Genomic DNA, 19,717 nt, shown 5'->3' with positions numbered 1-19,717 from the left:
CGAAGCACAGGTAACCCCATGAAAGCCCAAGCCCGCCACATCCTGGTCAAGACCGCTGACGAAGCCGAAAAGCTCAAGCAGCGCATCGCCAACGGCGAGGCTTTCGACGTGCTGGCGAAGAAGTTCTCCACCTGCCCGTCCGGCAAGCGCGGCGGTGACCTGGGTGAAATCCGTCCGGGCCAGATGGTCGGCGCCATCGACCAGGTGATCTTCAAGAAGCCCCTGCGCGTGGTCCACGGACCGATCAAGAGCAAGTTCGGCTATCACCTTGTGCAGACTTTCTATCGCGACTGAGCCTCGCTCTCGCGCCGTCTCTGCAACAACGAAGGCGATTGCTCGCCACTGGCGACCACGCGCTCCAAACCCTCCTGCACGGCAAGGCTGGCACTCTCCATCTCGGCCACCGCCTTGAGCATCGCTGCGGTATCGCCGCTGGCATGGGCATCGATGGCGTCGAATGCACAGCGGTGCACGGCGGCATGGGGCGCGTCGATCTCCTTGTACCCGGCAAGGTGCGCATAGTGCAGGGCCCCGTCTCCCTCGCGGTACCACTTGCCCAGGCGGCAGTGGGTATGGTCGGTAAAGTCCGAGCCGCGCTCCTGCGAGACCCCGAACAACACCTTGTAGACGCGGAACTTGTAGATCAGGTGATCGAGCTTGGCCAGCTCGCAGAAGCTGCGCAGCGCCGACACCGATGCCGATCCTTCGGCCACCGTCGACATGTCGAGCAACTGGCGCATGGTACTGGCCGCGGACTGGCCAACACCGCTGTATGACGACGAATGCTCGGCCAGGCTGGCGATATGCCCACGGCTTTGCGCGCTGTCGGCACGAATGGCCGAGACCAGCGTGCCGATCTCGGCGGTGGCGTCGGCCGTGCGCCTGGCCAGGGTCCTGACCTCATCGGCCACCACGGCAAAGCCGCGCCCGGCATCTCCCGCCCGCGCCGCCTCGATGGCCGCGTTCAGCGCGAGCAAATTGGTCTGGTCCGCTACCTCGCGGATGATCTCCAGCACACCGCCGACCTGCTGGGCCTGATGATCGAGCCTGCCGACCTTCTCCGACGCTTCGCCGGAGGCATCGGCCAGTTGCTCGAGATTGGTCGCGATCGCGTCGATACTGGCCTGGTTGCTGCTGGCGATACCCTGGATGCGGATGGCGTACTGCCGTTCCTGCTCCATGCTGTGGGCGAGGCTGGCGAACGAGGTCTGGGTCATTTCCAGGGAATGCGAGAACGCCGAGAGGTTGCCGGCCAGGTGCCCGAGCACCTGGTTCTCTCGCGCCAGTTCCTCAGCCCTCGATTCCGCCTCGCGGGCGCGCTGCTCCAACGCCGCCAACTGTGAACGGGAATGCTCCAGGGCGACGTTCAGCTCCTTGATCTGCGGGTCTTGCCGACCTGCCTTGCTCCACCACTTCACACCACGCTCCCGGGATACACCCACCGCTTGTCACCCGGCGAAAAAGCTCCGGGCAGAAACATGGAAAGGTCTCAGCAAGCGCAAAGCGCGGCAATACTCAGCTGCGAGGGAAAACAGCGGATCAGCGACGGGCCGCCAGCAGGCCAAGCCCCGCGCACCCCAGCAGCGAGGCGCTGACCCGGTTGAACATGCGCCGTGGCCCGGGCCGTTCGAACCAGCGCTGCAGGTACGCGCCAAGCCCGGCATAGATGGCGATGGCCGCCCACTCCAGCAACAGGAACAACACGCCCAAGCGCAGGAACTGCTCGCTGACCGGGGTGGCGCTGCCAACCGTGACGAACTGCGGCAGGAAGGCGGTGAAGATCAGGATGGCCTTGGGATTGCCCGCCGCCACCCAGAACTCCTGGCGCGCCAGCTTCCATGTGCCGCGAGGCTGCTCGCCGGCCACCACCGCCTCGCCGACCGGTGCCCGCCACAGCTGCCAGGCGATATAGAACAGATACCCCGCACCCAGCACCTTGATCGCCAGGAACAGGTACTCGCTGGTGTGCAGCACCGCGGCCAGGCCCATCGCGGCCAGGGCGATCATGCCGCTGAAGGCGAGCAGGCGCCCGGCACCGGCCACGCAGGCAGTACGCAGGCCGTAGCGGCTGGCATTGTGCAGTGACAGCAGGTTGTTGGGGCCCGGCGCCATGTTCAGGGCGAAACAGGCGGGGATGAACAGCAGCAGGCTTGACAGGTCCATTAAGGTTCTCCGGCAGGGACCGGCGCAGCGTCGCGCTTGACGGGCAGGCCCGTCAAGCACAGTGGCGCGGCAAATGGCCGGAACAGCGGCCAGGCGCTAGACTGGCGCCTTCCGCCCATCCTCAGGTTCCTCGCCATGCCCCGCCCGAGCAGCGAAATCTGGTACGACCCGGCCTTGCCGTACGTCGAGAGCCGGCGCGCCTGCCATAGCCGCGCCTGCTACAAGGCCCACAGCCACCCCAGCTTTTCCATCGGCGCAGTGGATGCTGGCAGCAGCCGCTTCACTGGCGCTGCCAGCGGTGAGGAGCGTTTGACGCCGGGTACCTTGGTGTTCGTGCCGGCGCACAGGGTGCATGCCTGCAACCCGCACCTTGGACAGGCCTGGAGCTACCAGATGCTGCACCTGGATGCCGAGTGGCTGCGTAAGCTACGCCTCGAATCCGGCGTTGCCGCAGGCGAGCCCGGTGCCGTGGCCCGGGTCACTCGCTCGCAAGCGCTGTACCAGCAGTTCTGCGCGCTGAACAGGTTGCTGTTCTCACCGGCGGCAACCTTCGAGAAAGAGGCGGCGTTGGTAGCCTTCATCGGCGAACATGATTTCTCCATGCACCCAGCCTTGCTGCCGGCGCCACCCTTGCCACCGTCGACACTGCGCGAACTGTTGGACCACGCCCAGGAGCAGGACCTGGCCGAACTGAGCCTGGAGCGCCTGGCGCGCCAGGCCGACATGGGGCGCTACCAATTAATACGGGCGTTCAGCGTCGCTACCGGCATGACCCCTCACGCCTGCCTGCTCAACGCGCGGGTGAACAAGGCCCGGAGTCTGTTGCGCCAGGGGCAGGCGCTGGCAGAGGTGGCCTATAACCTGGGCTTTGCCGATCAGAGCCACTTCCAGCGGGTGTTCAAGGCGCATGTCGGGGTGACACCCGGGGCCTACCGGGCGGCACTGAAGCACTGACATTACCGCACAGCGGCCCCCTGCAATAATCTTCAATACTCCACCCATCACGAGCAACAGACTGCGGCTACCTCCACCAGGAAGCCCGCCCCCATGCAATTGTTCATGCTCGTCGCCACCGCCCACTTCCTCGCCCTGCTCTCCCCCGGCCCGGACTTTTTCCTGGTCGCCCGCACCTCGGCCAACGCCGGCTGGCGGCTCGCCAGTGGCGCCTGTGCCGGGATCGCCCTGGCCAACGGCGTGTTCATCAGCGCGGCGTTTACCGGGGTATCCTTTTTGCGCGATGGCAGCCCCCTGTTCGTCACCCTGCAGCTGGCGGGCTGTGGCTACCTGCTCTACCTCGGCCAACTGTTCCTGCGCCATGCCGGGCAAGCCACCCTGACGCACGGCGAACCTGGCGCGGCATCGTCTGCCCGTGGCTGGCTGAACAGTTTGGGCATGGGCTTCGCCTCGGGCATCCTCAACCCGAAGAACGCACTGTTCTATGCAAGCCTGGCGAGCATGATCGCCAGCAGCGGTACCTGGGCCAAGCTGGGCTATGGCATCTGGATGTTCGGCATCGTCCTGGCCTGGGACCTGGCGGTTGCCGTGGCCATCGGCAACCCGCGGGTGCTGCGCCGCTTCGCCCGCGCACTGCCCTGGCTCGAGCGTGCCTCGGGCTTGATGTTGATCCTGCTGGCCGGCGCTGTTCTCACGCACCTGGCCTGGCGCTGAGCGGCTCAAGGCCGTCCAGTTCGAGCAGGCTGAAGTGACCGCGGCTCCAGCCGCCGGTGTCCAGGTGCCAGACGTTGCCCAGCACCTTGATCTCCAGCACCGGTGTATGGCCGACCAGCAAGGCGCGCAGGCCCTTGACCGGGCGGCTGTCGCCCTCCTTGAGGCGCCGGCGCGACCACTGGCACACCTCGCGCACCTGCAGGTCATCCCCGGCCAGCAGGCTCGCACACAGCTGGGGCCAGTCGTCGAATGGGCTGTCGGCATGCAGCAAGCCGACCGGTCCGCCCGACGTGTCGACCTGCAAGGCGATCGGCAGGCGTTCGAACACCTCGACGAAACGCACCTGCTCGGCCTTTGGCAAATCGAGGAACCATCCGCCGCCGGCAGCCCGGTACATGTCCAGGTCGACCCGGCCACCGCGCAGGTGGTTGACCGCCAGCGACTCATGGTTGCCCTGCACCGCATGGAACCAGGGCTCGGCCAGCCATTGCAGCGCCTGTGCGCTGCCCGGCCCGCGGTCGACCAGGTCGCCGACGCTGAACAGCCGATCGACCACCGGATCGAAACCAACGGCCTCCAGACAGTCACGCAGGCGCTCGAAATGCCCATGGATATCGCCCACGGCCAAGTCACGGCCACGGCTGTTGGCGGCGATCCGCCTGAACGCACTCATTGCATCATTCCTCTGCTTCTGCCCGGCACCGGCGTAAAATAGGCGGCTAAACCGCCCGAACCCGGAGGTGCAACATGCGAACCACCCTGGCCAGTTGCCTGCTGATGGTGCTGGCACTAGACAGCATGGCACAGGGCGCCTCGACCGCGCAGGTCGAGGTGCGTTTCGACCACCCCGAGAAATTCCGCGATGCCAGCCTCGACAACCGGGCCTACACCCGCGGCGCCGACCCGCAGGTGATGAAAGCCCTCACCCAGCACCTGCAGAAACTCGGCCAGCGCTACCTGCGGCCTGGCCAGCAACTGGTCATCGACATCCGCGACATCGACCTGGCCGGCCAGTTCGAGCCCTGGCACAACCAGCCCTACGATGTGCGCTTCATGCGCGAAGTCACCTGGCCCAGCATCGACCTCGACTACACCCTGCAACAGCCCGGCCAGCCCGCGCTAAAGGCCCAGGAGCACCTGAGCGACAAGATGTACCTCAGCCGCCCCGGCCGGCTGGGCAACAACGACCGGCTGTATGCGGAGAAGGCCATGCTTGGCGACTGGTTCCGCCAGCGCTTCGCCCAGCCGCCCTCTTGAGTGTCACACCGCCAGGCGGCGTAGGGCGATGGGCGCGATCAGCCGATGGAACGGCGCCACCGGCAGCATGTACAGGCGGCCCAGCCGATTGTGCGTGCGCACCACGGTGCTCACCAGCACCTCGCAACGGCCCGCTGCCGTCGGGCGTCGCATCAGGGCGATGTGCACGTCCAGGTGCTGGTCGCGGTCGACCAGCAGCACCTCATCCTCGGTGTTGGCCACCAGGGTGAAAATCCCCACCCGCTCTCCGGGCTGGTAGCTGCCTGGGGCGCGGGTGGGGTCGATGGCGGTCAGGCGCCCCAGGTCCTTGAGGCCGAGCAGCGCGACCAGGCGGTTGCGCAGCACCATCAGTGAGTCGATCCAGCCGGGCATGCTTGTCATCAGGCGCAGGAAGTGCGCCATGGCCGGCCGCCCGTCGTCCGCAATTTCAATTGCCCGACAATGGCGAAAACCCGCCTGCGCGGCATGCGTGGCGATCAGCGAGTCGGCGGGTATGGCGGCGGCGTGGGTCATTGCGTTTTCGTCCATGAAATCGACACATCGGTACTGGGAGGGAACGGCCGTCGATTGTATCCTCGACAGCCGACGACATGCCAAGGACGGATGCTTCATGAAGATCTGCGCAGTACAGCTGGCTTTGAGCAAAGGCGATGTGGCCGCCAACATCGCGCTCCATCTGCGCGCCATCGAACAGGCCGTGGCCCTGGGCGCCGAACTGCTGGTGTTTCCCGAACTGTCCTTGACCGGCTACGAACCAACGCTGGCCCGGCAACTGGCCATGCCCGCCGACTCGCCGCAACTGGCACCGCTGCAAGCCGCGTGCGACCGCTTCGGCGTGACGGCGGCGGTCGGCCTGCCGATGCCGACCATGGCCGGCGTGCGCATCGGCATGCTGGTACTGCGCCCGAAGCTGGCGCCGCTGGTGTATGCCAAGCAGCGCCTGCATGACGACGAACTGGACTACTTCGTGCCCGGCAGCACCTCGCTGGTGTTCGCCGCCGGCAGCCACCAGGTGGCGCCGGCCATCTGCTATGAATCGATGTTCCTCGAGCACGCCGCGCACGCCCAGGCGCAGGGCGCCGACCTTTACCTGGTCAGCGTGGTCAAGACCGAGGAAGGCATCCGCGCAGGGGCTGCGCACTACCCGCAGGTTGCCCGGCGGCTGCGCATGCCGGTGATCATGAGCAACTGCGTCGGCCCCGCAGACCAGTACGTGGGGGCCGGGCAGTCCGCAGCCTGGGATGCCGAAGGCAACCTGCTGGCCTGCCTCGGTGATGCAGCACCAGGCCTTCTACTGCTCGATACGGCGACAGGCACTGCCCAGGCATGGCCGCTGGAGCTGTGCGCATGAAGTATGCGCTAGTGATCCTGGCCAGCTATGCCAGTGTCTGGTACCTGGTGGGCACCCTGATTCGCGGACGCCTGGCCGATATCGCCGAAGGCCTGCGCCATCGCCCGGACGCCCCGCCTGCGGGGCAGTACCTGCGCGAAGTCGAGGCCCACGCCCGCCGTGCCCACCGCCACTACAGCCTGTTTGCCGGCACAGTGCTGGCCCTGGTGTTGACGGTGTTTTGTGCCTGGCTCAGCTGACGCCTAGAAATCCAGCGCCAGGCTCTGGCGTCCCTCCAACGCGAGCAGGTACTGCTTGGCCGGCAGGCCACCGGCGAAACCGGTGAGGCTGCCCGAGGCTCCGATCACCCGGTGGCAGGGCGCGATGATCGAGATTGGGTTGCGGCCGTTGGCCGCGCCCACCGCCCGAACCGCATCGGGCTTGCCGATTTGCCGGGCGATCTCGCCATAGCTGCGGGTCTCACCAAAGGGAATGCTCAACAGCGCCGCCCACACCTCACGCTGGAACGCGGTCCCGGCAAAGTCCAGGTCCAGCTCGAAGCGCTGGCGTTGCCCGGCGAAGTACTCGCCCAGCTGGCGGGCGGTCTCGCGCAGCACGCCGTGCTGGTCGTCGCGGTGCAGCTCGCCCAGGCGCACCCGGTTCTCCCGCTCGTGCTCCCACAGCACGGCGGCCAGCCGCTCGCCCCGCGCCACCAGGGTCAGGGTGCCGACAGGCGATTGCATGAGGGTGAAGGCACAAGACATGGCAGGCTCCGGCAGGATGACGATCGCTGCACTGTAACCATCGCGGCGCGGCCACGCATCCGCTTTCTTGCCCAGCCATCGCCACTGGCCAGCCCGAAGCGCTACCTCGTACACTGAGGCGCCACTCGTTTTTCAAAGGACGGAAACACAGTGAACGACGCCTCGCCCGACATCATCATCGAACGCTTTGCCGAGCAGCACCTGCACGGTATCACCGCGCTCTACAACGAACCTGCGGTGTGCCGCCAGGTGCTGCAGATGCCCTACCAGGGCGTCGAAGTGTGGCGCGAGCGCCTGGCCGCCTACCATGACCGACAAACCCGCCTGGTGGCGGTGCACCAAGGCCAGGTGATCGGCAATATCGGCCTCGACCAGAGCACGCGCATCCGCCAGGCGCACCTGGGCGAACTGCTGATGGGCGTTGCCCAGGCCTGGCAAGGCAAGGGCGTCGGCTCACGGCTGATGACGGCCATCCTCGACATTGCCGATAACTGGATGAACCTGCGCCGGGTCCAGCTCACCGTCTACGCCGACAACGAACCGGCACTGGCGCTGTACCGCAAGTTCGGCTTCGAGGTCGAAGGCCGGTTGCGCGACTACGGTGTGCGCGATGGGATGTTTGTCGACGCGCTGTGCATGGCGCGGTTGCGTCAGTCGTAGAAAACCATGCCCGCATAAGGTTTTGCCCGGCAGGCCGCCAGCCGCGATTGCAGATCGCCGACATGGGCTTCGAGCTGGTGGCCATCCGGGTCGAGGAAGTACAGCGAGTCTCCTTCGCTGCTGTCCTGCTTCCACAAGCGCACGTCGTGCTCGCGCAAGCGCTGGGCGAAGGCCGCGAAGTCGCCCTGGCAAATGGAAAACGCGTAGTGCGTGTACGTGCGCTGCAGGTCGCCCGCCTCTACCTGATCGACCGACAGGCACAGCCACAGCTCGCCCAGGCTCAGGTAGGCACCCCGCTCCCACCGTGCACTGAGTCTGAAACCCAATACCTGCTGGTAGAACACGATGCTGTCGGCGAGGTTGGAGACGGCCAGGGTGAGATGGTTGAATCCGTTCAACATGAGAATCGTCCGAGGTGAAGTAGGACAAGATCGTTTCGCGGGGCGAGGCCAACGGCAGCGTCCCGCGAAGCGGCGATCATACCCTCGAACACATCAGCGCGGCATCGAGCAGGCGCCCCTTGTCATACCAGGCATCGCGTTGATAGGCGGAGTATTGTTGCCGCCCTGGGGAGCCCTGGACCTTAACCAGACCGTCGGCCTTGTTCGGATCAAGGCTGGCGACAAACAGCTCGACGACGTCCTGGTTCTGCACGATAAAGGTCGTCGCGTTTGCGGGAAGCTCGGCCTTGACGCAGTTCAGGTAATCCGGCGGCGCTTTCGCGGTCACGCCGAATGTGTTGTCGCGCCCGGCCCGGATATCGGGATCATGCGCGCAACCGGCCAGCAGCAGGCTGGCGGCCAATGCCATCATCAAGCGATTCATACAGACTCCAACCACCCCAGCAGGATGCCCTGGACAGAGTCACACAGCTACCACCCTTTTTAATAGTCTGCTTACGATCTACAAGCCTAGCCCCAGGGTGGCGGGCGCGGTATGCCGGTTCGCTATATCGCCTGGGTGGGCCTGTCGATCCGGTAGAGCACGTGCGGGCGCAACGGATTGCCTTCAGGCACCGTCACGTCTAGGAAGTCCTCCTGCGGATCCGAACGCATCCCCAGCCTCTGCATCAATGCCCTGGACGGTGTGTTGATGCTGGAGGTGTAGCCGATGACTTGGCGCAACCCAAGGGTCGACCACGCGTAGGCCAGGCACGCACTGGCCGCTTCGAATGCATACCCTTGCCGCCAGTGGCTGCGCCCGAGGATCCAGCCGATTTCGACATGCGGGCCGCCCGGTATCTCGTCCCCGGTCGAGGACAGGCCAAGCCCACCGACCAACGCGCCATCCGCCTTGCGCTCGACCGCGACAAAGCCGAAACCGTGCGTTTGCAGGTGCCGATCGCACTCGGCAAGCATCGAGCGGGTTTCATCGGGCGTCAGTATTGCCGGGTAGTAATAGCGCCTGACTTCGGGGTCGGCGTTGACGAGGGCAAAGGTTTCGATATCCCGCTCGGCCCAAGGGCGCAGGACAAGACGTGGGGTCTCGATGAACATGGGTAAGGCGCAGCTCCCTTCTACCAGGCAGGACCGGCATCGCCTTGCGATGCCTGCGAGGCATGGGAATCTAGCACATGCGCATGACCGCGGAACTCCGGCCCTCAATCGACCGGAGCCCGGACAGGTCAATCAATCGCGATCAAGCTTTGCCGAACACATAGAAGCTCAGGTTGGCCGAGCTCTTGCCCGCGGCGAACAAACCGCGCAGGTTGCTCATCGAAACGCTGCGAATGTTGAAGGTCTCCTGGGTGGAGTAGCTGTCATCGATGCTGACGTACTGCAGGTTCTTGTCGCTGCCACCGGAATAGTCCAGGCGAACCATGAAGGTGCCCGCGCCGGCAGTGTCATGACTCATGCTCCTTATGAGTAGGATTTGCGTACAACACTGGTGAGTCTACAAGCGCCAGGCAAGTCGGCACTGCTGGCGGACAAGCGGAGCACGCAAATGAGTGCGACAGCCAAAATCAGGAACTCATCCGGCAATATGAACTGATTCAGCTATGAGCAGGGATCTGCAAAAGCGGATTTGGCCGGGTGTCGGCAAAGCCGCTGCCATGCAACGCAAGGTCTCTCAGCGCCGTGTGTTGATCCGTACGGTCACCGCGCTGAAGAACATGAGCATGGAAGCGATATACAGCAAGACGAGATCGACGCCAGGGAACACGACAATGCCAACGCCCCAGGCAACCAGGAAGGCCCCACCGACAATGCAGCGTTGCCGGGCCGTGAAACGCTCACTGATGGCCTTTACGCGATCCATCAGCGCGCTCCAGTAAATCGACAAAGCCTTGATGATGTTCTCCTTGAAATCGCGATCACCCGCTGGGCGAGGTTCTCAACGCTTGCCTTGCGAAGCGGGCGACCAGGCCCCCGTCAGGATGACGCTGGCAACGATTACGATATAGGTCAGGTACTGCCCTGGGTGCACCAAAAGACCTGCCACCCAGACGGCAGCCAAGCCTCCACCTATCTGGCATCTGCGCCGGGGCGTCAGCCACTTCAGCAACGCTGCATGCCGTTCACGCAAGCCCATACAACACTCCCTGTCTGGCAAACGGCGAAGCTTATCACCGCCAGCGAACCAAACAATACGCCTGCGCCCGGCCCCGGTTCAGGGGACATATCCCCAGGCGTGGGATCAGGCGCTGGCCTGCAGGAACACGAAAACCGCCACCACATCCACGGCCAGCACGACGGCCACGACGAAACTCATGAAATAGAAGTCATCCTGGAACATGTCTGCACTCCCGCGTGGTGGGTTTGCTTGACTCAAGCAACTCCCGTTCCAGCCTGCCCGCTTCAGGAACATGTCCATTGGTCAGACGTGGTGGGTGTATCGCGCAAACAGGCGCTTACTGATCACTCACTCCGGCTCTACGCAAGGATGCCAATCGAGGTGTGCCCCGATGAGACGCATCCAGAAAATCATCCAGCAGCGCCGTCGGCAGTTGCATGTGCACCTGCCGCCCAGCGAATTGGAGACGTTGAGCCATGACGATGGCCCCCGCGCGGCGAAAGCGGCATGGCCGCCGCAGAGACGCCAGACAACAACAAGTGATGCTAGGCTCAAGCGAACCTGGCCATCCAAGGTAGTGGAAATGAGCTTCGACTGGCACGCTGGACCTATCACCCGCACAACCCTGCTCGACAAGAACTACCGCAATACGCAGAAGGTCCGGCAGTTCCTGCTCGGTGAATGCGGCGCGGCGTTCAAGTTCGATCGGACCTTCATGGCCTGGATCAAGAGCGGCGCACCCTGCACCATGGGTGATGTCGCGGATGAATGGATGCGTACGCGTAGATGACCGCCCGGCAGCGGTGTTGCCCGGTGATCTGCATGGATGCCTTTCAGACGAAAAGCCCGCCTTGCGGTTTCAGTTTGGCTTTGATAGCCCTTGTCATCCCCGCGTGCCGCCCCCTGCACTCCTCTGTAAATTCGCAGATGCACACGCCAATGTGAAAGCCTTCTTCACGCTTGAGCATCAGCCCGTGCGAGCAAATCGATAAAATTCCGGGGTTGGAAAAAGCCATTGAACTACTTGCTTTAATTATTTCATGGTCTTAACTGCGTAGCACAACAACCCAAGTTGGAAAGCGACATGAGTTATCTTCCAGGCCCATGAGCTAACCTAACTACTAATCACAAGTAGCAGTGGCAAGTCTGCACATTCCTAATAGGGAGCCGACTCATGGAATCTAAAAACCAAAGGGACTTAAACTATGAAGCTCACGATCACCAATGGCGCAAGCACATCAATTGACATTGCAGTGAGTGCATGGCGTAACGACGGCAATGACAGCTACTATTCAATAGCTCAAGGGGAATCTGATAGCTGGGACCGCAGCGACGCAAGAGGGTACTTGATGGCGGTAAAAATGAAGTCCCAGGTAAAAACCTACTACATCTCCCAAACCAGCAAGATAGTCGTTGAAGACAACATTGTGAAAGACCACGGCCAAACGCTTAATCCGCTGTACGCAGTAAATAACATGTAACACCAACAGCCGTTGTCAACTGCAGAATGACTGGCATGCCGCACAGTGCGAGTCATTCTGCATGAACGATTCCAGGCTCCAGCAGAGCTTACGCAACAGTTCCATCAGGGTTTAGAAAATCCCAGCGAACAAGAGCCGGAATGTTGTAGGTCTGGGTGAGTTGCATGTAGACGCCAAGTCCGGCAGGAATGAGGATGGGCTGAAAGCCAGGCTCACCCTGAGAAATGATAGGCAAATCCCTGGACGAGGTCGTCGTCGGAGCTTGTACGCCAACACTTACGATGTTATTGGCCCAGGTGCGCAGGTCGTATAGCAGAATCCCGTTAACATTTTCTTCTGGCTTGAACAGCGTACCAACGCTGGCCGCCATACCGCTGAAGAGAAGATTTTTGAAGTGCTTGCCGAGTACTCGTACAGTCATTTTGTCACCTATTGAGTCGGATAGTTAATCGCGGAGAATTGCGCTTCCATGTCGCTCACAGGCGATTACTCGAGACTCAAAGGCCTTCACGTGGGCAGGCCAGGCATGCGCGAGATTGATACGCATCTTGAACCCTCCAGGAGTGACGTGATTGTCTCAATAAGACACTGTATATGCAACCAGTATTTCCCATGCCTTTCAAGCCAACGATGATGAAGACGTAGCCAACGCCTGGATCGAACGCCTGGGCTTTCTGTTGCCCAAAGTCGCAGCGCAGCGGCATCAGCCACTCAGTCTCTACGAACCCGTCGGAAGCCAGCCTGCAGATGTCCAAAGCTCGCGTGTAGCCGGCTTCCTGCTACCCGCCATCATCGCTCACCTGTTTTGCCAAGCCCATTTGTTTTCCAGCCGAGCAAAGGTGGGCTGTGGATCAACGAACCAAGTGTTACAATCGGCCAATTCAAATCAGCGCTCATGGCGCTGGACATCCGTGAACGCCGGCAGTACGACACCCGCCACACCTACGCAACCCTGTGCCTGATGGCTGGGATGAACCGAAGCGTTCATCGCGAACCAGCTCGGCCATGGATCATCGGACTAGCATCGCGCTTATAGCCCGGCCAAGCGCCGGCTTTTCTCCCCTCCACATACACATAGACCCCATTCTATAACTTATAGAATGGGGTCTATGTGTATACAGCCTTAGCCCTATAACGGTTATTCGACCTGCTCTTGGCGGCTTCGTCCGATTGAATCAATTTCTTTCGCAAGCTTCTCGATCTCAGCAACGAAAAGCCTAGCTTCATCCTTCGTGACAACTTCGTCGAGTTGATAGTCAGCGACACATCGAATACGTTTTTGGTTGCGGAGGCGTCTGGCCAACTTTTTCAGGCCAGGCCCTTTGGTCTCGAATCTGGATATGAGCTGCTCGTGGGCTCCGACGTCCCTCCTCCCGCTATTCGGAAGCCCCAGCCGGTCAGCAGCCTCCTGTGCAACGTGATAGATGGAGTAATAGCCACGGCTCACAGCTGATCTAAAGTCAATTTCATCCGCCCCATTCAGAAGGCGACGCCCCTGTATCAAAAACTCATCAGCGGATACTGACACGATAGGCCTCCTGCACATCACCTACATCCTCTGGTGCCCATGGTGTGACGCAGATCGAAAGCTCTTGATCAAGAGGGCCGTCATGGCTCGCCATCAGCGCATCGAGAACCCTATCGTTGAGCTCAGCCAGCTCTTCTATTGGTGCTTTAACCAGATATCGATAGAGTATGCCCTCCCCCTCTTGCGCGAAGACTTTGTAGCCAAGGATGGGATGACTAGGCTCTGTACGAAAAGTCTTGAGACGCAGGTCAGGCAAGGCGAAAACAGCCGAGGAAGCGCAGTGTACTGGAGTACATGAGCATTCCGAGGCTGTTTTCAACGCAGCATGAACAAGTATCAAGGCTTTTCGTACAGAGCCTAATACTGCTACGAATGACACGGCATGCGGTATCGAGCCGCTTAGTCAGCTCAATGTCAGCTATGCCTCGGCTCGCAAGAATGCGCGCCACCTCTGCGGAGTCAACGAAGTACTGGGGTTTAGTCTCGGCCATGTCCATAAACACTCCTACGATCCCTGCTTGCGCCTGATGAGCCCTGACAAGCCCAAGGATATTCTCCGGTACATCCTTATAAACTCTCTCAATCAATGAACGCGCATCGAGCACGCGACCATTAGACAGGTAGATGAACGCCATGGTGAAAGCCACCGCAATAGGCTCGAACCCCCATTTCTCGGCCTCCCCAAGGTGATCGCAGGCCTCGTCAACACGTCCTTGTGTACCGAGGATCGCGGCGAGCTCGTGATGTAGAGCCGCCCGATGCGTGTCATTGATGCTGCGATCCCGCAGCTCATTTGACACTCGCCTCTTAAGGCGCTCACTCGCGAGCTCATCCAGGATGTAGCTCTCGGAGAGGCTGTTCTTAATCCGTTGGCGCTCCTCGAAGATTTCGGCTAAAACCGATTGCGGCTGCGGTTGCATTTCCATCGCGTCCTGATAGGTAATCCAGAAATGTAGCACCAGAGTGCTGCCGAGCGCCAAGCATCAACTTCTCTGCCAGATGCAAAAAGCCCAGCGCGGGGCTGGGCTTACGAATCACTGCTCCTGGGCAGACCAATTGAACTTGTAGTTCAACGGGGGCAATTCGTAGTGCTGGCTCAGGTACAGCCCTAGCATCTCGCCTTCTTTCCGGTATGCGTCCTCCTTGGACGGCATCTCGCACCAGCTGACCCACAAAGTCTCAATGGGGAAAGGTTTGCTGAGGGCGGAGTTAAAAAACCGCCAACCAGCCATATGCCCTTTAGCATGGCGGCCTTGTACGCAGCCAACGAACCGACCTAGACGGTCACGAAGATTTCCACTTTCCCCGATCGTCAGAATGCCATTCTCATCCACGCCTACTGCCCGATTGATAGCGTGATCAGCGCAGATCAGATAGACACCAGGACCGGTTGGAGCTGCACGATAGTGATCTACTAGCTTCAGCCAGTCACGCTCCCAGCCAGCCCAACTCTTGACCTTCATTGCAAGCCTCCGTTGAGTAGCAGCACGAGATCTTTACTTCAGGACCTGGCTAATCCAAATGCCAAAGCCCAGCATGGTGCTGGGCTAACGAAGCTAGAAACTAAGATCAACCTACCGTCACGAGAATATCATGATCCGGATATGCAGATCTTTGCTCAAACAGCAAGTTGTCGATGGCCTCTTGCTGAGTAAAGACAAAAAATGATTTAGCACCGGTTGAGGTGCTCAAGCTTCCAGGTTTTTTCCGCTGATATTTGGCCCTGAACCACTGTTTTTTCGGAGTCGGTGACATGAAGCTACTTTCCCTAGCACAAGTTATTGGTGCGACTGATACTGTCACACGTTGTCGCTTTCGACATACTATCTATCCATCCAGCCTGGATGAAATACCAGTATCTTGCCACTTTTGGGCGTAGTAGGGTCAGAGGCCCAATGAGCCGCCCCGGCCGTTGCCGGAAAGCCCATGGACTGGGGCATGATGACCTAGGAGGTCGAATTGAACGACGATAAAGCTTGGGCAGACCTTAGCCGCCATCTGCAGAGCATTGCCAACAACACCCCAAACGGAAAACTCCCCCGGGAGCTTTACGACGTCACTCAGTCCCTCAAGATCGTGCTCAACAACCTGGAGCAGCGCGTGAAGAAATTGGAGCAGGCGCTTCGCGAGGCCAGCATCGAAATACCCCGCTGATCATTGCTCGGTCAGATCGATCCTGAAATAGATCTTGGTCTCATCGGCAGGCTGGAACAGCTGCTGGTGAGTCACCATGTCGATCTGGCCTTCGGTGAAAATAGGCTCATTGCCGTATTTCTTCTGTAGTGCTTCCACCAGTTCATCCTTGGTCAGGGTGAATTGCTCCGTACGGAAGTGCGTGATTTCAACCAGCTTGCTCATAGCGTATTCCTGGAAACACTCAATTGATTTTGAAGTTGCTACCGGTGAAGAGCAGCTTGCCGTCGACAACCTCAATCCGGCCGCCTTCTCCGATGCTGTACGGGCCACTGAGCAGGTACTCAGCGCGCCCATCTTGCACGTCCACCTCGACGGGCGAGCGGTCAGGCGGATTGCTCAGACGTCGACGCCAAGCAATTCAGGCCTGGCTTGCCTGTGTAGCTTCGACGGTAGCCACTTGGGCTTTGGCACTTGCCGCTTATCGTGACGCGGTCAACTTCCTGGTCGCCATCCATGATGGCGATCACCGCCTCGCCGCCGCACACATCACTTCCGCTCATCGTGAACAGATCCCAGATCGTCAGCACGTAGTGTTGCTGCATACCCTCTCCTGCGGCTTGGCCGCGTCAATTTAAGTATCGAATTGCGATGAATGGTGTGAGTTGAGGCATCCATTTCGCAGCGCTCAACTAATCTATTGATTTCCACTACTCATTAGGGATAGCCATAATGGACATAATAACTCCCACAGCTGCGAGGATCTGGGGCCAGCTTGACGCTAACCCTTACCTCTGGGACTTGGTCAACGCTGGCGAGATTCAGAGCATTTACATAAATCAGATCATCCATGAGCTGAGAGAGCTGGCCAACACAAGTTCGGCCTTAAACAGCGGCAACATCCCAACCACAAAACAATCGGCCTCCGAACTATATTCATCCATGGCAAGCGTTGAGTCTGCAACTGAACTCCTTAGGGTCGAATTAGATACAACCCAAGGAGCCGGCGCAAATGGACCAATCTTAGCCAATGCCAAAGACTGGTTTACCAATACTCTTAAACCTTGGATATCGGCGCTCTGGAAAGCGGTATGGAGCACAATCCAAAAACTGACAACCATAAAAGAGTGGAAGATCTCTGGCGAACTTGGAAATGATATTCTTGGACTAGCAAAGTCCTCTATCGAGATAACTTTCGGCTAGTACTTTTTAACCCGATTGGTATCTACGCCCTACTCCGCCGCCTCAGCCATTACGGCCAGGGCTTCGTGCTCCATGATGCGGAGATCGGGAAAAATTTCGGTGAGTTCTCGGCGCTTGATTCCGAGCATCGACGCGACCGCGGGGATGGCTGTGTAGTCCAACCCCGAAGGTCCGCCATGCCCCAAGCGCCACTGCGTGCCGAGTGCCTCGAATACTCGAAGGGCCGGCCAGGCATCTGGCCAAACCTCCACCTCTTCCTCGGGGATGTCGGCCAGGGTCAGGCCAATGGCCGCAAGCTGCCCGGCGGACGGGCCGCGCTCGTACAGTGCCCGCGCCGCCGCCCTCAGTTTCCCAGGCGGGCCGGGTTGTAGGCTTCCTGGTAGGCGTCGGTCACTGCCTTCGGCGCGCCGGTGCAGGTACGTACCAGGTCGACGATCGCCTCCTGGCTGAACTCGTCCTCCAGATCCCAGCCGGTGATGATCTCGCCAAGCTGCTCGGCCTGCAGGGTGATTTCACCAGCGGTGACCTCCTCCCAGCTCGCACCACCCTTCTGGGCCTTTCTGCCCAGGCGTCGCGCGCTTTGTTCCAACGCTCTTCATGGCCGAGGACAGCTGGAAAAGCGTCTTGGCGTTGCTGGGCAGGGCAACCGCGGCGAGCATGGAGCTACGGCGAAAACCGCTCTCATCGTCGGCTGTCTCTCGCTCAATCTCGTCTTCAATGTCTTCGCGGCGCTTGATGGTGGTGAGCAGGTCATCCATCAGCAGTTTCGCAAGGTTCGCGGCTTTGTGAATGTCGCGGCGATGGCTGCGAACAACCGTCGCGCCCTCTTCTGCCGCCTCTTCGATGATCTCGGCGTCCCGCTCTGGGTTCGCGCATTGGTCTTCGCGAACCTCGCCGCGAACCAGCTTGTTGCGAACCTCTTTGCGGACCTGCTCAGAAAGGTCCCGCTCCCAGCCCAAGGCCTTGGCCTTGGCCTTCTTCCGGATAGCGGTGTCGCTCACTCCGTTACGGTCAGCGATGGTGCGGATGGAAAGCGCGCCGGCCCGGAAGGCACGTTCGATCGCCTCCCAATCGGGTTGCTTGATTGTCATAGCACTTATTTTGAGGGTTGATTTGAGATCACAGCGCCATCATATGAGCGTGGCGACTACACCATTTCAACGACGGGACGCTCCATGACACATAAGATTTTCTTAAGTCACAACCATGCCGACAAACCAGTAGTAGAGCCAGTTGCGTTGAGATTGGCTCAGATATTTGGCGAGTCCGCTGTCTTCTATGATTCGTGGTCCATCCGCCCCGGCGACGGCATTATTGATCAGATGAATAACGGTCTTGAGGCTCCGGAGTTCGTATTTTTCTTCGTTTCCGCAAACAGCCTGGCCAGCCAGATGGTCAAGCTGGAGTGGCAAAACGCGTTGCATTCGGCAACCCGGGGAAATACTCGAATGATCCCTGTCAGGGTCGATGAAAGCGCTATGCCTGCACTGCTAACCCAGACCCTCTACATCGACATGTACACTTCGGGCATCGAGGCCGCAATTGCCCAGATTGTGAGCGTCACACAAGGCAGCTCATCTTTCACCCCTCAGCACCAAGGGTTTTCTAACCTTTCCTACTCGGCTGTAGAAGATAAAGACGGCTCAATGGCCCTGACCATCAACGCTTCCCACCTTATGGAGCCTAATGGCAGTTTCGTGATTATCACCAGCAACGCAGAAGAAGACATCTCCTGCGAGATGGCCAACGGTCAGGCACATTTCGGAGGCTTCAACAGGGATAAATTCGTCTCACCGACTGGAGATACATTGCATGGCATCTTGTTTCGCATGATGGGAGGGGCCATCACCCCCAAACATCCCCTCCGAATAAAAGTTAACAAGCTGAATGCGGCCGCATTGAGTGTGATAGCAGTACTCCATGAGGGAGGCGAAAATCAATGGAACCCGATACCTTACAAGGCCTAAGTGCCCCCAGCTAGGATGGGCAGGACAGTAGGTCGCATATGTTTTGGCGACAGCTATGGTAGCGCCCGATTAAGAGCCTCATCAGCCTTGTCAGCAGCCTGGGTGGCTGTGGTCGCAGCCTTTGACGCTTTGGTCGCTGCGCTCTCAGCCTTGCGGGTCAGGTCATCCATGCGCTTGTCGCGCTCGGTCAGGGCGGTGTCATAGGCCTTGCGGATCTCATCCACCTGGTGCGCCTGGGTGCTGACCATGGCCCAGTAGGCCGACTGCCAGCCCAACACAGCGCCACCGGCGATCAGTACGGCAGCGATGACCCAGACCTCCGCCCTCCTCCACCAGCGTCGAGCCATGTACTCGAGTACGCATCTGTCCATCATGAGACACCTCCCAGCTTGCCGTGCAGACGGGCGATTTCCTCGCTCTGCGCGGCAACGCGTTCTGTGAGCTGGCCGATCTGGAAGGTCAGGGCTTCGATCTTCCCCTCCAGCCGCCCCACGGTCGCGGCAAGGTCGTTGCGCTCCTTGGGGAACTGGTCAGCCCGGGCTTCGGCCAGCTTGCGTGCCTCGCGCTCGGAGTCAAGCAGCTCATTCAGCCGGTGGACGGTGCCGATGTCGGCATTGTCCATCGCACAGTCTGCGGCGTCCTTGGACAGGAAGCGGCGTAGCCAGAGGAAGCCGCCCAGCAGGACGGTACCCGTTCCGCCCAGCCAGGTGGCCGTGCCTGGGCCGAGGTCGGTCGGGTCCATCCAGAATCTCCCGGCGAATCCCCAACGAGAAACACCACAAAACCGTTGTATTACCACAAATCTGTTGTATGCTGGACTCATCCAGACACCAGAGCCGAGGTGATGAAGCTCAGCGAGTTCAGACGATGGCTGAAGGCCCACGGGGTGACCTTCGAAGCAGCTAAAGGCAGCCACTTCAAGATCACAGCCCCAAACGGCAAACAGACTGTCTTCGCGGACCACGGAGCCAAGGAAATGCCGGAATCGACCCGCAAGGCGCTCATCAAGCAACTGGGGCTCTAAGAGCCCCCTCCGCCTATGACCGCTG

At 60.4% G+C, this 19,717-nt stretch carries 36 protein-coding genes and 2 pseudogenes; 14 read left to right on the top strand and 24 right to left on the bottom strand.

What is annotated here, in order from left to right; all coding sequences use genetic code 11:
- Nucleotides 1-18 precede the first annotated feature (18 nt).
- Nucleotides 19-294, top strand: a complete 276-nt coding sequence (locus DFS21_RS18670; protein WP_013972552.1) for a peptidylprolyl isomerase — start codon at nt 19-21, stop codon at nt 292-294.
- On the opposite strand, the gene DFS21_RS27350 is transcribed toward DFS21_RS18670, so the two are convergent.
- From DFS21_RS27350 to DFS21_RS18660, 3 genes and pseudogenes are all read right to left on the bottom strand, one after another.
- A complete protein-coding gene (locus tag DFS21_RS27350; RefSeq protein ID WP_256591442.1) occupies nt 282-722 on the bottom strand; it encodes a CZB domain-containing protein in 441 nt (146 codons plus the stop codon). The two genes, DFS21_RS18670 and DFS21_RS27350, sit on opposite strands and share 13 nt — an antisense overlap.
- Nucleotides 723-776: 54 nt before the next feature.
- Nucleotides 777-1,016, bottom strand: a pseudogene (locus DFS21_RS27345) (methyl-accepting chemotaxis protein); the annotation flags it as partial.
- 523 nt (nt 1,017-1,539) lie between these two features.
- Complete coding sequence (locus tag DFS21_RS18660) at nt 1,540-2,163, bottom strand: LysE family translocator (protein ID WP_111532816.1); 624 nt, start codon at nt 2,161-2,163, stop codon at nt 1,540-1,542.
- A 135-nt stretch (nt 2,164-2,298) separates the two neighbouring features.
- Here DFS21_RS18660 and DFS21_RS18655 point away from each other — a divergent pair, with 135 nt between their 5' ends.
- Both DFS21_RS18655 and DFS21_RS18650 read left to right on the top strand, forming a co-directional pair.
- Complete coding sequence (locus tag DFS21_RS18655; protein WP_111532815.1) at nt 2,299-3,117, top strand: AraC family transcriptional regulator; 819 nt, start codon at nt 2,299-2,301, stop codon at nt 3,115-3,117.
- 93 nt (nt 3,118-3,210) lie between these two features.
- Nucleotides 3,211-3,831 carry a LysE family translocator gene (locus DFS21_RS18650; protein WP_111532814.1) on the top strand — a complete coding sequence of 207 codons (621 nt, stop codon included), beginning with the start codon at nt 3,211-3,213 and terminating at the stop codon, nt 3,829-3,831.
- Here DFS21_RS18650 and DFS21_RS18645 read toward each other — a convergent pair.
- A complete protein-coding gene (locus tag DFS21_RS18645) occupies nt 3,809-4,504 on the bottom strand; it encodes a metallophosphoesterase (RefSeq protein WP_111532813.1) in 696 nt (231 codons plus the stop codon). The genes DFS21_RS18650 and DFS21_RS18645 overlap by 23 nt on opposite strands.
- Before the next feature lie 74 nt (nt 4,505-4,578).
- Between DFS21_RS18645 and DFS21_RS18640 the strand changes: the two genes are divergently transcribed.
- Nucleotides 4,579-5,088: a DUF3016 domain-containing protein gene (locus tag DFS21_RS18640; protein WP_110701262.1), complete on the top strand. Its 510-nt coding sequence runs from the start codon at nt 4,579-4,581 to the stop codon at nt 5,086-5,088.
- A gap of 3 nt (nt 5,089-5,091) precedes the next feature.
- On the opposite strand, the gene DFS21_RS18635 is transcribed toward DFS21_RS18640, so the two are convergent.
- Nucleotides 5,092-5,616 carry a DUF2867 domain-containing protein gene (locus DFS21_RS18635; RefSeq protein WP_256591424.1) on the bottom strand — a complete coding sequence of 175 codons (525 nt, stop codon included), beginning with the start codon at nt 5,614-5,616 and terminating at the stop codon, nt 5,092-5,094.
- A gap of 82 nt (nt 5,617-5,698) precedes the next feature.
- Here DFS21_RS18635 and DFS21_RS18630 point away from each other — a divergent pair, with 82 nt between their 5' ends.
- Both DFS21_RS18630 and DFS21_RS18625 read left to right on the top strand, forming a co-directional pair.
- Nucleotides 5,699-6,439, top strand: a complete 741-nt coding sequence (locus DFS21_RS18630) for a carbon-nitrogen hydrolase family protein (protein WP_111532811.1) — start codon at nt 5,699-5,701, stop codon at nt 6,437-6,439.
- The gene (locus tag DFS21_RS18625) at nt 6,436-6,678 is read left to right on the top strand and encodes a hypothetical protein (RefSeq protein ID WP_038706186.1); all 243 of its coding nucleotides are present in this window, start codon (nt 6,436-6,438) and stop codon (nt 6,676-6,678) included. The genes DFS21_RS18630 and DFS21_RS18625 overlap by 4 nt, the downstream gene beginning before the upstream one ends.
- 3 nt (nt 6,679-6,681) lie before the next feature.
- Here the strand turns inward: DFS21_RS18625 and DFS21_RS18620 are convergent, their stop codons facing one another.
- Nucleotides 6,682-7,182, bottom strand: coding sequence for a methylated-DNA--[protein]-cysteine S-methyltransferase (locus tag DFS21_RS18620; protein WP_110701461.1), 501 nt, complete (start codon nt 7,180-7,182; stop codon nt 6,682-6,684).
- Between the two features lie 150 nt (nt 7,183-7,332).
- Here DFS21_RS18620 and DFS21_RS18615 point away from each other — a divergent pair, with 150 nt between their 5' ends.
- Nucleotides 7,333-7,842 carry a GNAT family N-acetyltransferase gene (locus DFS21_RS18615; protein WP_111532810.1) on the top strand — a complete coding sequence of 170 codons (510 nt, stop codon included), beginning with the start codon at nt 7,333-7,335 and terminating at the stop codon, nt 7,840-7,842.
- Here DFS21_RS18615 and fos read toward each other — a convergent pair.
- From fos to DFS21_RS18590, 5 genes are all read right to left on the bottom strand, one after another.
- Nucleotides 7,833-8,243 carry a fosfomycin resistance glutathione transferase gene (gene fos, locus DFS21_RS18610; RefSeq protein WP_111532809.1) on the bottom strand — a complete coding sequence of 137 codons (411 nt, stop codon included), beginning with the start codon at nt 8,241-8,243 and terminating at the stop codon, nt 7,833-7,835. The genes DFS21_RS18615 and fos overlap by 10 nt on opposite strands.
- A 76-nt stretch (nt 8,244-8,319) precedes the next feature.
- The gene (locus DFS21_RS18605) at nt 8,320-8,667 is read right to left on the bottom strand and encodes a hypothetical protein (protein ID WP_250888436.1); all 348 of its coding nucleotides are present in this window, start codon (nt 8,665-8,667) and stop codon (nt 8,320-8,322) included.
- Between the two features lie 122 nt (nt 8,668-8,789).
- On the bottom strand, nt 8,790-9,338 hold the full coding sequence (locus tag DFS21_RS18600) for a GNAT family N-acetyltransferase (RefSeq protein WP_110701273.1): 549 nt from the start codon (nt 9,336-9,338) through the stop codon (nt 8,790-8,792).
- Between the two features lie 142 nt (nt 9,339-9,480).
- Complete coding sequence (locus DFS21_RS18595; protein WP_111532808.1) at nt 9,481-9,696, bottom strand: hypothetical protein; 216 nt, start codon at nt 9,694-9,696, stop codon at nt 9,481-9,483.
- A gap of 216 nt (nt 9,697-9,912) precedes the next feature.
- On the bottom strand, nt 9,913-10,101 hold the full coding sequence (locus tag DFS21_RS18590; RefSeq protein ID WP_111532807.1) for a hypothetical protein: 189 nt from the start codon (nt 10,099-10,101) through the stop codon (nt 9,913-9,915).
- A gap of 838 nt (nt 10,102-10,939) precedes the next feature.
- Here DFS21_RS18590 and DFS21_RS18580 point away from each other — a divergent pair.
- Nucleotides 10,940-11,146 carry a DUF6434 domain-containing protein gene (locus DFS21_RS18580; RefSeq protein WP_111532883.1) on the top strand — a complete coding sequence of 69 codons (207 nt, stop codon included), beginning with the start codon at nt 10,940-10,942 and terminating at the stop codon, nt 11,144-11,146.
- Nucleotides 11,147-11,561: 415 nt separating this feature from the next.
- Nucleotides 11,562-11,837: a hypothetical protein gene (locus tag DFS21_RS18575; protein WP_111532806.1), complete on the top strand. Its 276-nt coding sequence runs from the start codon at nt 11,562-11,564 to the stop codon at nt 11,835-11,837.
- Between the two features lie 88 nt (nt 11,838-11,925).
- Here the strand turns inward: DFS21_RS18575 and DFS21_RS18570 are convergent, their stop codons facing one another.
- Nucleotides 11,926-12,258 carry a 3-methyladenine DNA glycosylase gene (locus DFS21_RS18570; protein ID WP_111532805.1) on the bottom strand — a complete coding sequence of 111 codons (333 nt, stop codon included), beginning with the start codon at nt 12,256-12,258 and terminating at the stop codon, nt 11,926-11,928.
- A 384-nt stretch (nt 12,259-12,642) separates the two neighbouring features.
- Between DFS21_RS18570 and DFS21_RS27340 the strand changes: the two are divergent.
- Nucleotides 12,643-12,844, top strand: a pseudogene (locus DFS21_RS27340) (integrase); the annotation flags it as partial.
- Nucleotides 12,845-12,975: 131 nt separating this feature from the next.
- On the opposite strand, the gene DFS21_RS18560 reads toward DFS21_RS27340, so the two are convergent.
- The 5 genes from DFS21_RS18560 to DFS21_RS26520 all read right to left on the bottom strand — a co-directional run bounded on the left by DFS21_RS18560 (nt 12,976) and on the right by DFS21_RS26520 (nt 15,120).
- Nucleotides 12,976-13,365: a hypothetical protein gene (locus DFS21_RS18560; protein WP_146603155.1), complete on the bottom strand. Its 390-nt coding sequence runs from the start codon at nt 13,363-13,365 to the stop codon at nt 12,976-12,978.
- Complete coding sequence (locus tag DFS21_RS26640) at nt 13,349-13,621, bottom strand: hypothetical protein (RefSeq protein ID WP_158539558.1); 273 nt, start codon at nt 13,619-13,621, stop codon at nt 13,349-13,351. Before DFS21_RS26640 ends, DFS21_RS18560 begins: the two co-directional genes overlap by 17 nt.
- Nucleotides 13,614-14,345 carry a hypothetical protein gene (locus DFS21_RS26635; RefSeq protein ID WP_158539557.1) on the bottom strand — a complete coding sequence of 244 codons (732 nt, stop codon included), beginning with the start codon at nt 14,343-14,345 and terminating at the stop codon, nt 13,614-13,616. Before DFS21_RS26635 ends, DFS21_RS26640 begins: the two co-directional genes overlap by 8 nt.
- A 54-nt stretch (nt 14,346-14,399) precedes the next feature.
- A complete protein-coding gene (locus DFS21_RS18555) occupies nt 14,400-14,828 on the bottom strand; it encodes a hypothetical protein (RefSeq protein ID WP_111532802.1) in 429 nt (142 codons plus the stop codon).
- Between the two features lie 106 nt (nt 14,829-14,934).
- On the bottom strand, nt 14,935-15,120 hold the full coding sequence (locus tag DFS21_RS26520) for a hypothetical protein (protein ID WP_146603154.1): 186 nt from the start codon (nt 15,118-15,120) through the stop codon (nt 14,935-14,937).
- A 204-nt stretch (nt 15,121-15,324) separates the two neighbouring features.
- Between DFS21_RS26520 and DFS21_RS18550 the strand changes: the two genes are divergently transcribed.
- Nucleotides 15,325-15,519, top strand: coding sequence for a hypothetical protein (locus tag DFS21_RS18550; RefSeq protein ID WP_111532801.1), 195 nt, complete (start codon nt 15,325-15,327; stop codon nt 15,517-15,519).
- Here DFS21_RS18550 and DFS21_RS18545 read toward each other — a convergent pair whose 3' ends face one another.
- Nucleotides 15,520-15,723: a hypothetical protein gene (locus tag DFS21_RS18545; protein WP_111532800.1), complete on the bottom strand. Its 204-nt coding sequence runs from the start codon at nt 15,721-15,723 to the stop codon at nt 15,520-15,522.
- Between the two features lie 161 nt (nt 15,724-15,884).
- Nucleotides 15,885-16,103, bottom strand: coding sequence for a hypothetical protein (locus tag DFS21_RS18540; RefSeq protein WP_111532799.1), 219 nt, complete (start codon nt 16,101-16,103; stop codon nt 15,885-15,887).
- A 127-nt stretch (nt 16,104-16,230) separates the two neighbouring features.
- Here DFS21_RS18540 and DFS21_RS26515 point away from each other — a divergent pair, with 127 nt between their 5' ends.
- The gene (locus tag DFS21_RS26515; protein WP_146603153.1) at nt 16,231-16,701 is read left to right on the top strand and encodes a hypothetical protein; all 471 of its coding nucleotides are present in this window, start codon (nt 16,231-16,233) and stop codon (nt 16,699-16,701) included.
- A 29-nt stretch (nt 16,702-16,730) separates the two neighbouring features.
- Here the strand turns inward: DFS21_RS26515 and DFS21_RS18535 are convergent, their stop codons facing one another.
- The 3 genes from DFS21_RS18535 to DFS21_RS18525 all read right to left on the bottom strand — a co-directional run bounded on the left by DFS21_RS18535 (nt 16,731) and on the right by DFS21_RS18525 (nt 17,792).
- Entirely contained in the window at nt 16,731-16,976 is a 246-nt protein-coding gene (locus DFS21_RS18535; RefSeq protein WP_371926888.1) for a DUF1799 domain-containing protein, read from the bottom strand.
- 68 nt (nt 16,977-17,044) lie between these two features.
- Nucleotides 17,045-17,290, bottom strand: a complete 246-nt coding sequence (locus tag DFS21_RS18530; protein WP_256591441.1) for a phage tail assembly chaperone — start codon at nt 17,288-17,290, stop codon at nt 17,045-17,047.
- Complete coding sequence (locus tag DFS21_RS18525; protein ID WP_111532797.1) at nt 17,214-17,792, bottom strand: hypothetical protein; 579 nt, start codon at nt 17,790-17,792, stop codon at nt 17,214-17,216. The genes DFS21_RS18530 and DFS21_RS18525 overlap by 77 nt, the downstream gene beginning before the upstream one ends.
- 84 nt (nt 17,793-17,876) lie before the next feature.
- Here DFS21_RS18525 and DFS21_RS18520 point away from each other — a divergent pair, with 84 nt between their 5' ends.
- A complete protein-coding gene (locus DFS21_RS18520) occupies nt 17,877-18,668 on the top strand; it encodes a toll/interleukin-1 receptor domain-containing protein (protein WP_111532796.1) in 792 nt (263 codons plus the stop codon).
- A gap of 53 nt (nt 18,669-18,721) precedes the next feature.
- On the opposite strand, the gene DFS21_RS18515 is transcribed toward DFS21_RS18520, so the two are convergent.
- Both DFS21_RS18515 and DFS21_RS18510 read right to left on the bottom strand, forming a co-directional pair.
- Nucleotides 18,722-19,039, bottom strand: a complete 318-nt coding sequence (locus DFS21_RS18515) for a hypothetical protein (protein ID WP_111532795.1) — start codon at nt 19,037-19,039, stop codon at nt 18,722-18,724.
- A complete protein-coding gene (locus DFS21_RS18510; protein ID WP_111532794.1) occupies nt 19,039-19,410 on the bottom strand; it encodes a chemotaxis protein in 372 nt (123 codons plus the stop codon). Before DFS21_RS18510 ends, DFS21_RS18515 begins: the two co-directional genes overlap by 1 nt.
- Before the next feature lie 102 nt (nt 19,411-19,512).
- Between DFS21_RS18510 and DFS21_RS18505 the strand changes: the two genes are divergently transcribed.
- Complete coding sequence (locus DFS21_RS18505; protein WP_111532793.1) at nt 19,513-19,692, top strand: type II toxin-antitoxin system HicA family toxin; 180 nt, start codon at nt 19,513-19,515, stop codon at nt 19,690-19,692.
- Nucleotides 19,693-19,717 lie beyond the last annotated feature (25 nt).

This window comes from Pseudomonas sp. 2848, assembly GCF_003253945.1.
Taxonomy (GTDB): domain Bacteria; phylum Pseudomonadota; class Gammaproteobacteria; order Pseudomonadales; family Pseudomonadaceae; genus Aquipseudomonas.
The sequence above is the reverse complement of the archived record's forward strand: the minus strand, read 5'-3'. Positions and strand labels throughout refer to the sequence as shown.

Excerpts from the sequence above, each read along its gene's own strand:
- DFS21_RS18670 (WP_013972552.1), top strand. The coding sequence starts at position 19 with ATGAAAGCCCAAGCCCGCCACATCCTGGTCAAGACCGCTGACGAAGCC.
- DFS21_RS27350 (WP_256591442.1), bottom strand. The coding sequence starts at position 722 with ATGTCGACGGTGGCCGAAGGATCGGCATCGGTGTCGGCGCTGCGCAGC.
- DFS21_RS18660 (WP_111532816.1), bottom strand. The coding sequence starts at position 2,163 with ATGGACCTGTCAAGCCTGCTGCTGTTCATCCCCGCCTGTTTCGCCCTG.
- DFS21_RS18655 (WP_111532815.1), top strand. The coding sequence starts at position 2,299 with ATGCCCCGCCCGAGCAGCGAAATCTGGTACGACCCGGCCTTGCCGTAC.
- DFS21_RS18650 (WP_111532814.1), top strand. The coding sequence starts at position 3,211 with ATGCAATTGTTCATGCTCGTCGCCACCGCCCACTTCCTCGCCCTGCTC.
- DFS21_RS18645 (WP_111532813.1), bottom strand. The coding sequence starts at position 4,504 with ATGAGTGCGTTCAGGCGGATCGCCGCCAACAGCCGTGGCCGTGACTTG.
- DFS21_RS18640 (WP_110701262.1), top strand. The coding sequence starts at position 4,579 with ATGCGAACCACCCTGGCCAGTTGCCTGCTGATGGTGCTGGCACTAGAC.
- DFS21_RS18635 (WP_256591424.1), bottom strand. The coding sequence starts at position 5,616 with ATGGACGAAAACGCAATGACCCACGCCGCCGCCATACCCGCCGACTCG.
- DFS21_RS18630 (WP_111532811.1), top strand. The coding sequence starts at position 5,699 with ATGAAGATCTGCGCAGTACAGCTGGCTTTGAGCAAAGGCGATGTGGCC.
- DFS21_RS18625 (WP_038706186.1), top strand. The coding sequence starts at position 6,436 with ATGAAGTATGCGCTAGTGATCCTGGCCAGCTATGCCAGTGTCTGGTAC.
- DFS21_RS18620 (WP_110701461.1), bottom strand. The coding sequence starts at position 7,182 with ATGTCTTGTGCCTTCACCCTCATGCAATCGCCTGTCGGCACCCTGACC.
- fos (WP_111532809.1), bottom strand. The coding sequence starts at position 8,243 with ATGTTGAACGGATTCAACCATCTCACCCTGGCCGTCTCCAACCTCGCC.
- DFS21_RS18605 (WP_250888436.1), bottom strand. The coding sequence starts at position 8,667 with ATGAATCGCTTGATGATGGCATTGGCCGCCAGCCTGCTGCTGGCCGGT.
- DFS21_RS18600 (WP_110701273.1), bottom strand. The coding sequence starts at position 9,338 with ATGTTCATCGAGACCCCACGTCTTGTCCTGCGCCCTTGGGCCGAGCGG.
- DFS21_RS18595 (WP_111532808.1), bottom strand. The coding sequence starts at position 9,696 with ATGAGTCATGACACTGCCGGCGCGGGCACCTTCATGGTTCGCCTGGAC.
- DFS21_RS18590 (WP_111532807.1), bottom strand. The coding sequence starts at position 10,101 with ATGGATCGCGTAAAGGCCATCAGTGAGCGTTTCACGGCCCGGCAACGC.
- DFS21_RS18580 (WP_111532883.1), top strand. The coding sequence starts at position 10,940 with ATGAGCTTCGACTGGCACGCTGGACCTATCACCCGCACAACCCTGCTC.
- DFS21_RS18575 (WP_111532806.1), top strand. The coding sequence starts at position 11,562 with ATGAAGCTCACGATCACCAATGGCGCAAGCACATCAATTGACATTGCA.
- DFS21_RS18570 (WP_111532805.1), bottom strand. The coding sequence starts at position 12,258 with ATGACTGTACGAGTACTCGGCAAGCACTTCAAAAATCTTCTCTTCAGC.
- DFS21_RS18555 (WP_111532802.1), bottom strand. The coding sequence starts at position 14,828 with ATGAAGGTCAAGAGTTGGGCTGGCTGGGAGCGTGACTGGCTGAAGCTA.
- DFS21_RS26520 (WP_146603154.1), bottom strand. The coding sequence starts at position 15,120 with ATGTCACCGACTCCGAAAAAACAGTGGTTCAGGGCCAAATATCAGCGG.
- DFS21_RS18545 (WP_111532800.1), bottom strand. The coding sequence starts at position 15,723 with ATGAGCAAGCTGGTTGAAATCACGCACTTCCGTACGGAGCAATTCACC.
- DFS21_RS18540 (WP_111532799.1), bottom strand. The coding sequence starts at position 16,103 with ATGCAGCAACACTACGTGCTGACGATCTGGGATCTGTTCACGATGAGC.
- DFS21_RS26515 (WP_146603153.1), top strand. The coding sequence starts at position 16,231 with ATGGACATAATAACTCCCACAGCTGCGAGGATCTGGGGCCAGCTTGAC.
- DFS21_RS18525 (WP_111532797.1), bottom strand. The coding sequence starts at position 17,792 with ATGACAATCAAGCAACCCGATTGGGAGGCGATCGAACGTGCCTTCCGG.
- DFS21_RS18520 (WP_111532796.1), top strand. The coding sequence starts at position 17,877 with ATGACACATAAGATTTTCTTAAGTCACAACCATGCCGACAAACCAGTA.
- DFS21_RS18515 (WP_111532795.1), bottom strand. The coding sequence starts at position 19,039 with ATGGACAGATGCGTACTCGAGTACATGGCTCGACGCTGGTGGAGGAGG.
- DFS21_RS18510 (WP_111532794.1), bottom strand. The coding sequence starts at position 19,410 with ATGGACCCGACCGACCTCGGCCCAGGCACGGCCACCTGGCTGGGCGGA.
- DFS21_RS18505 (WP_111532793.1), top strand. The coding sequence starts at position 19,513 with ATGAAGCTCAGCGAGTTCAGACGATGGCTGAAGGCCCACGGGGTGACC.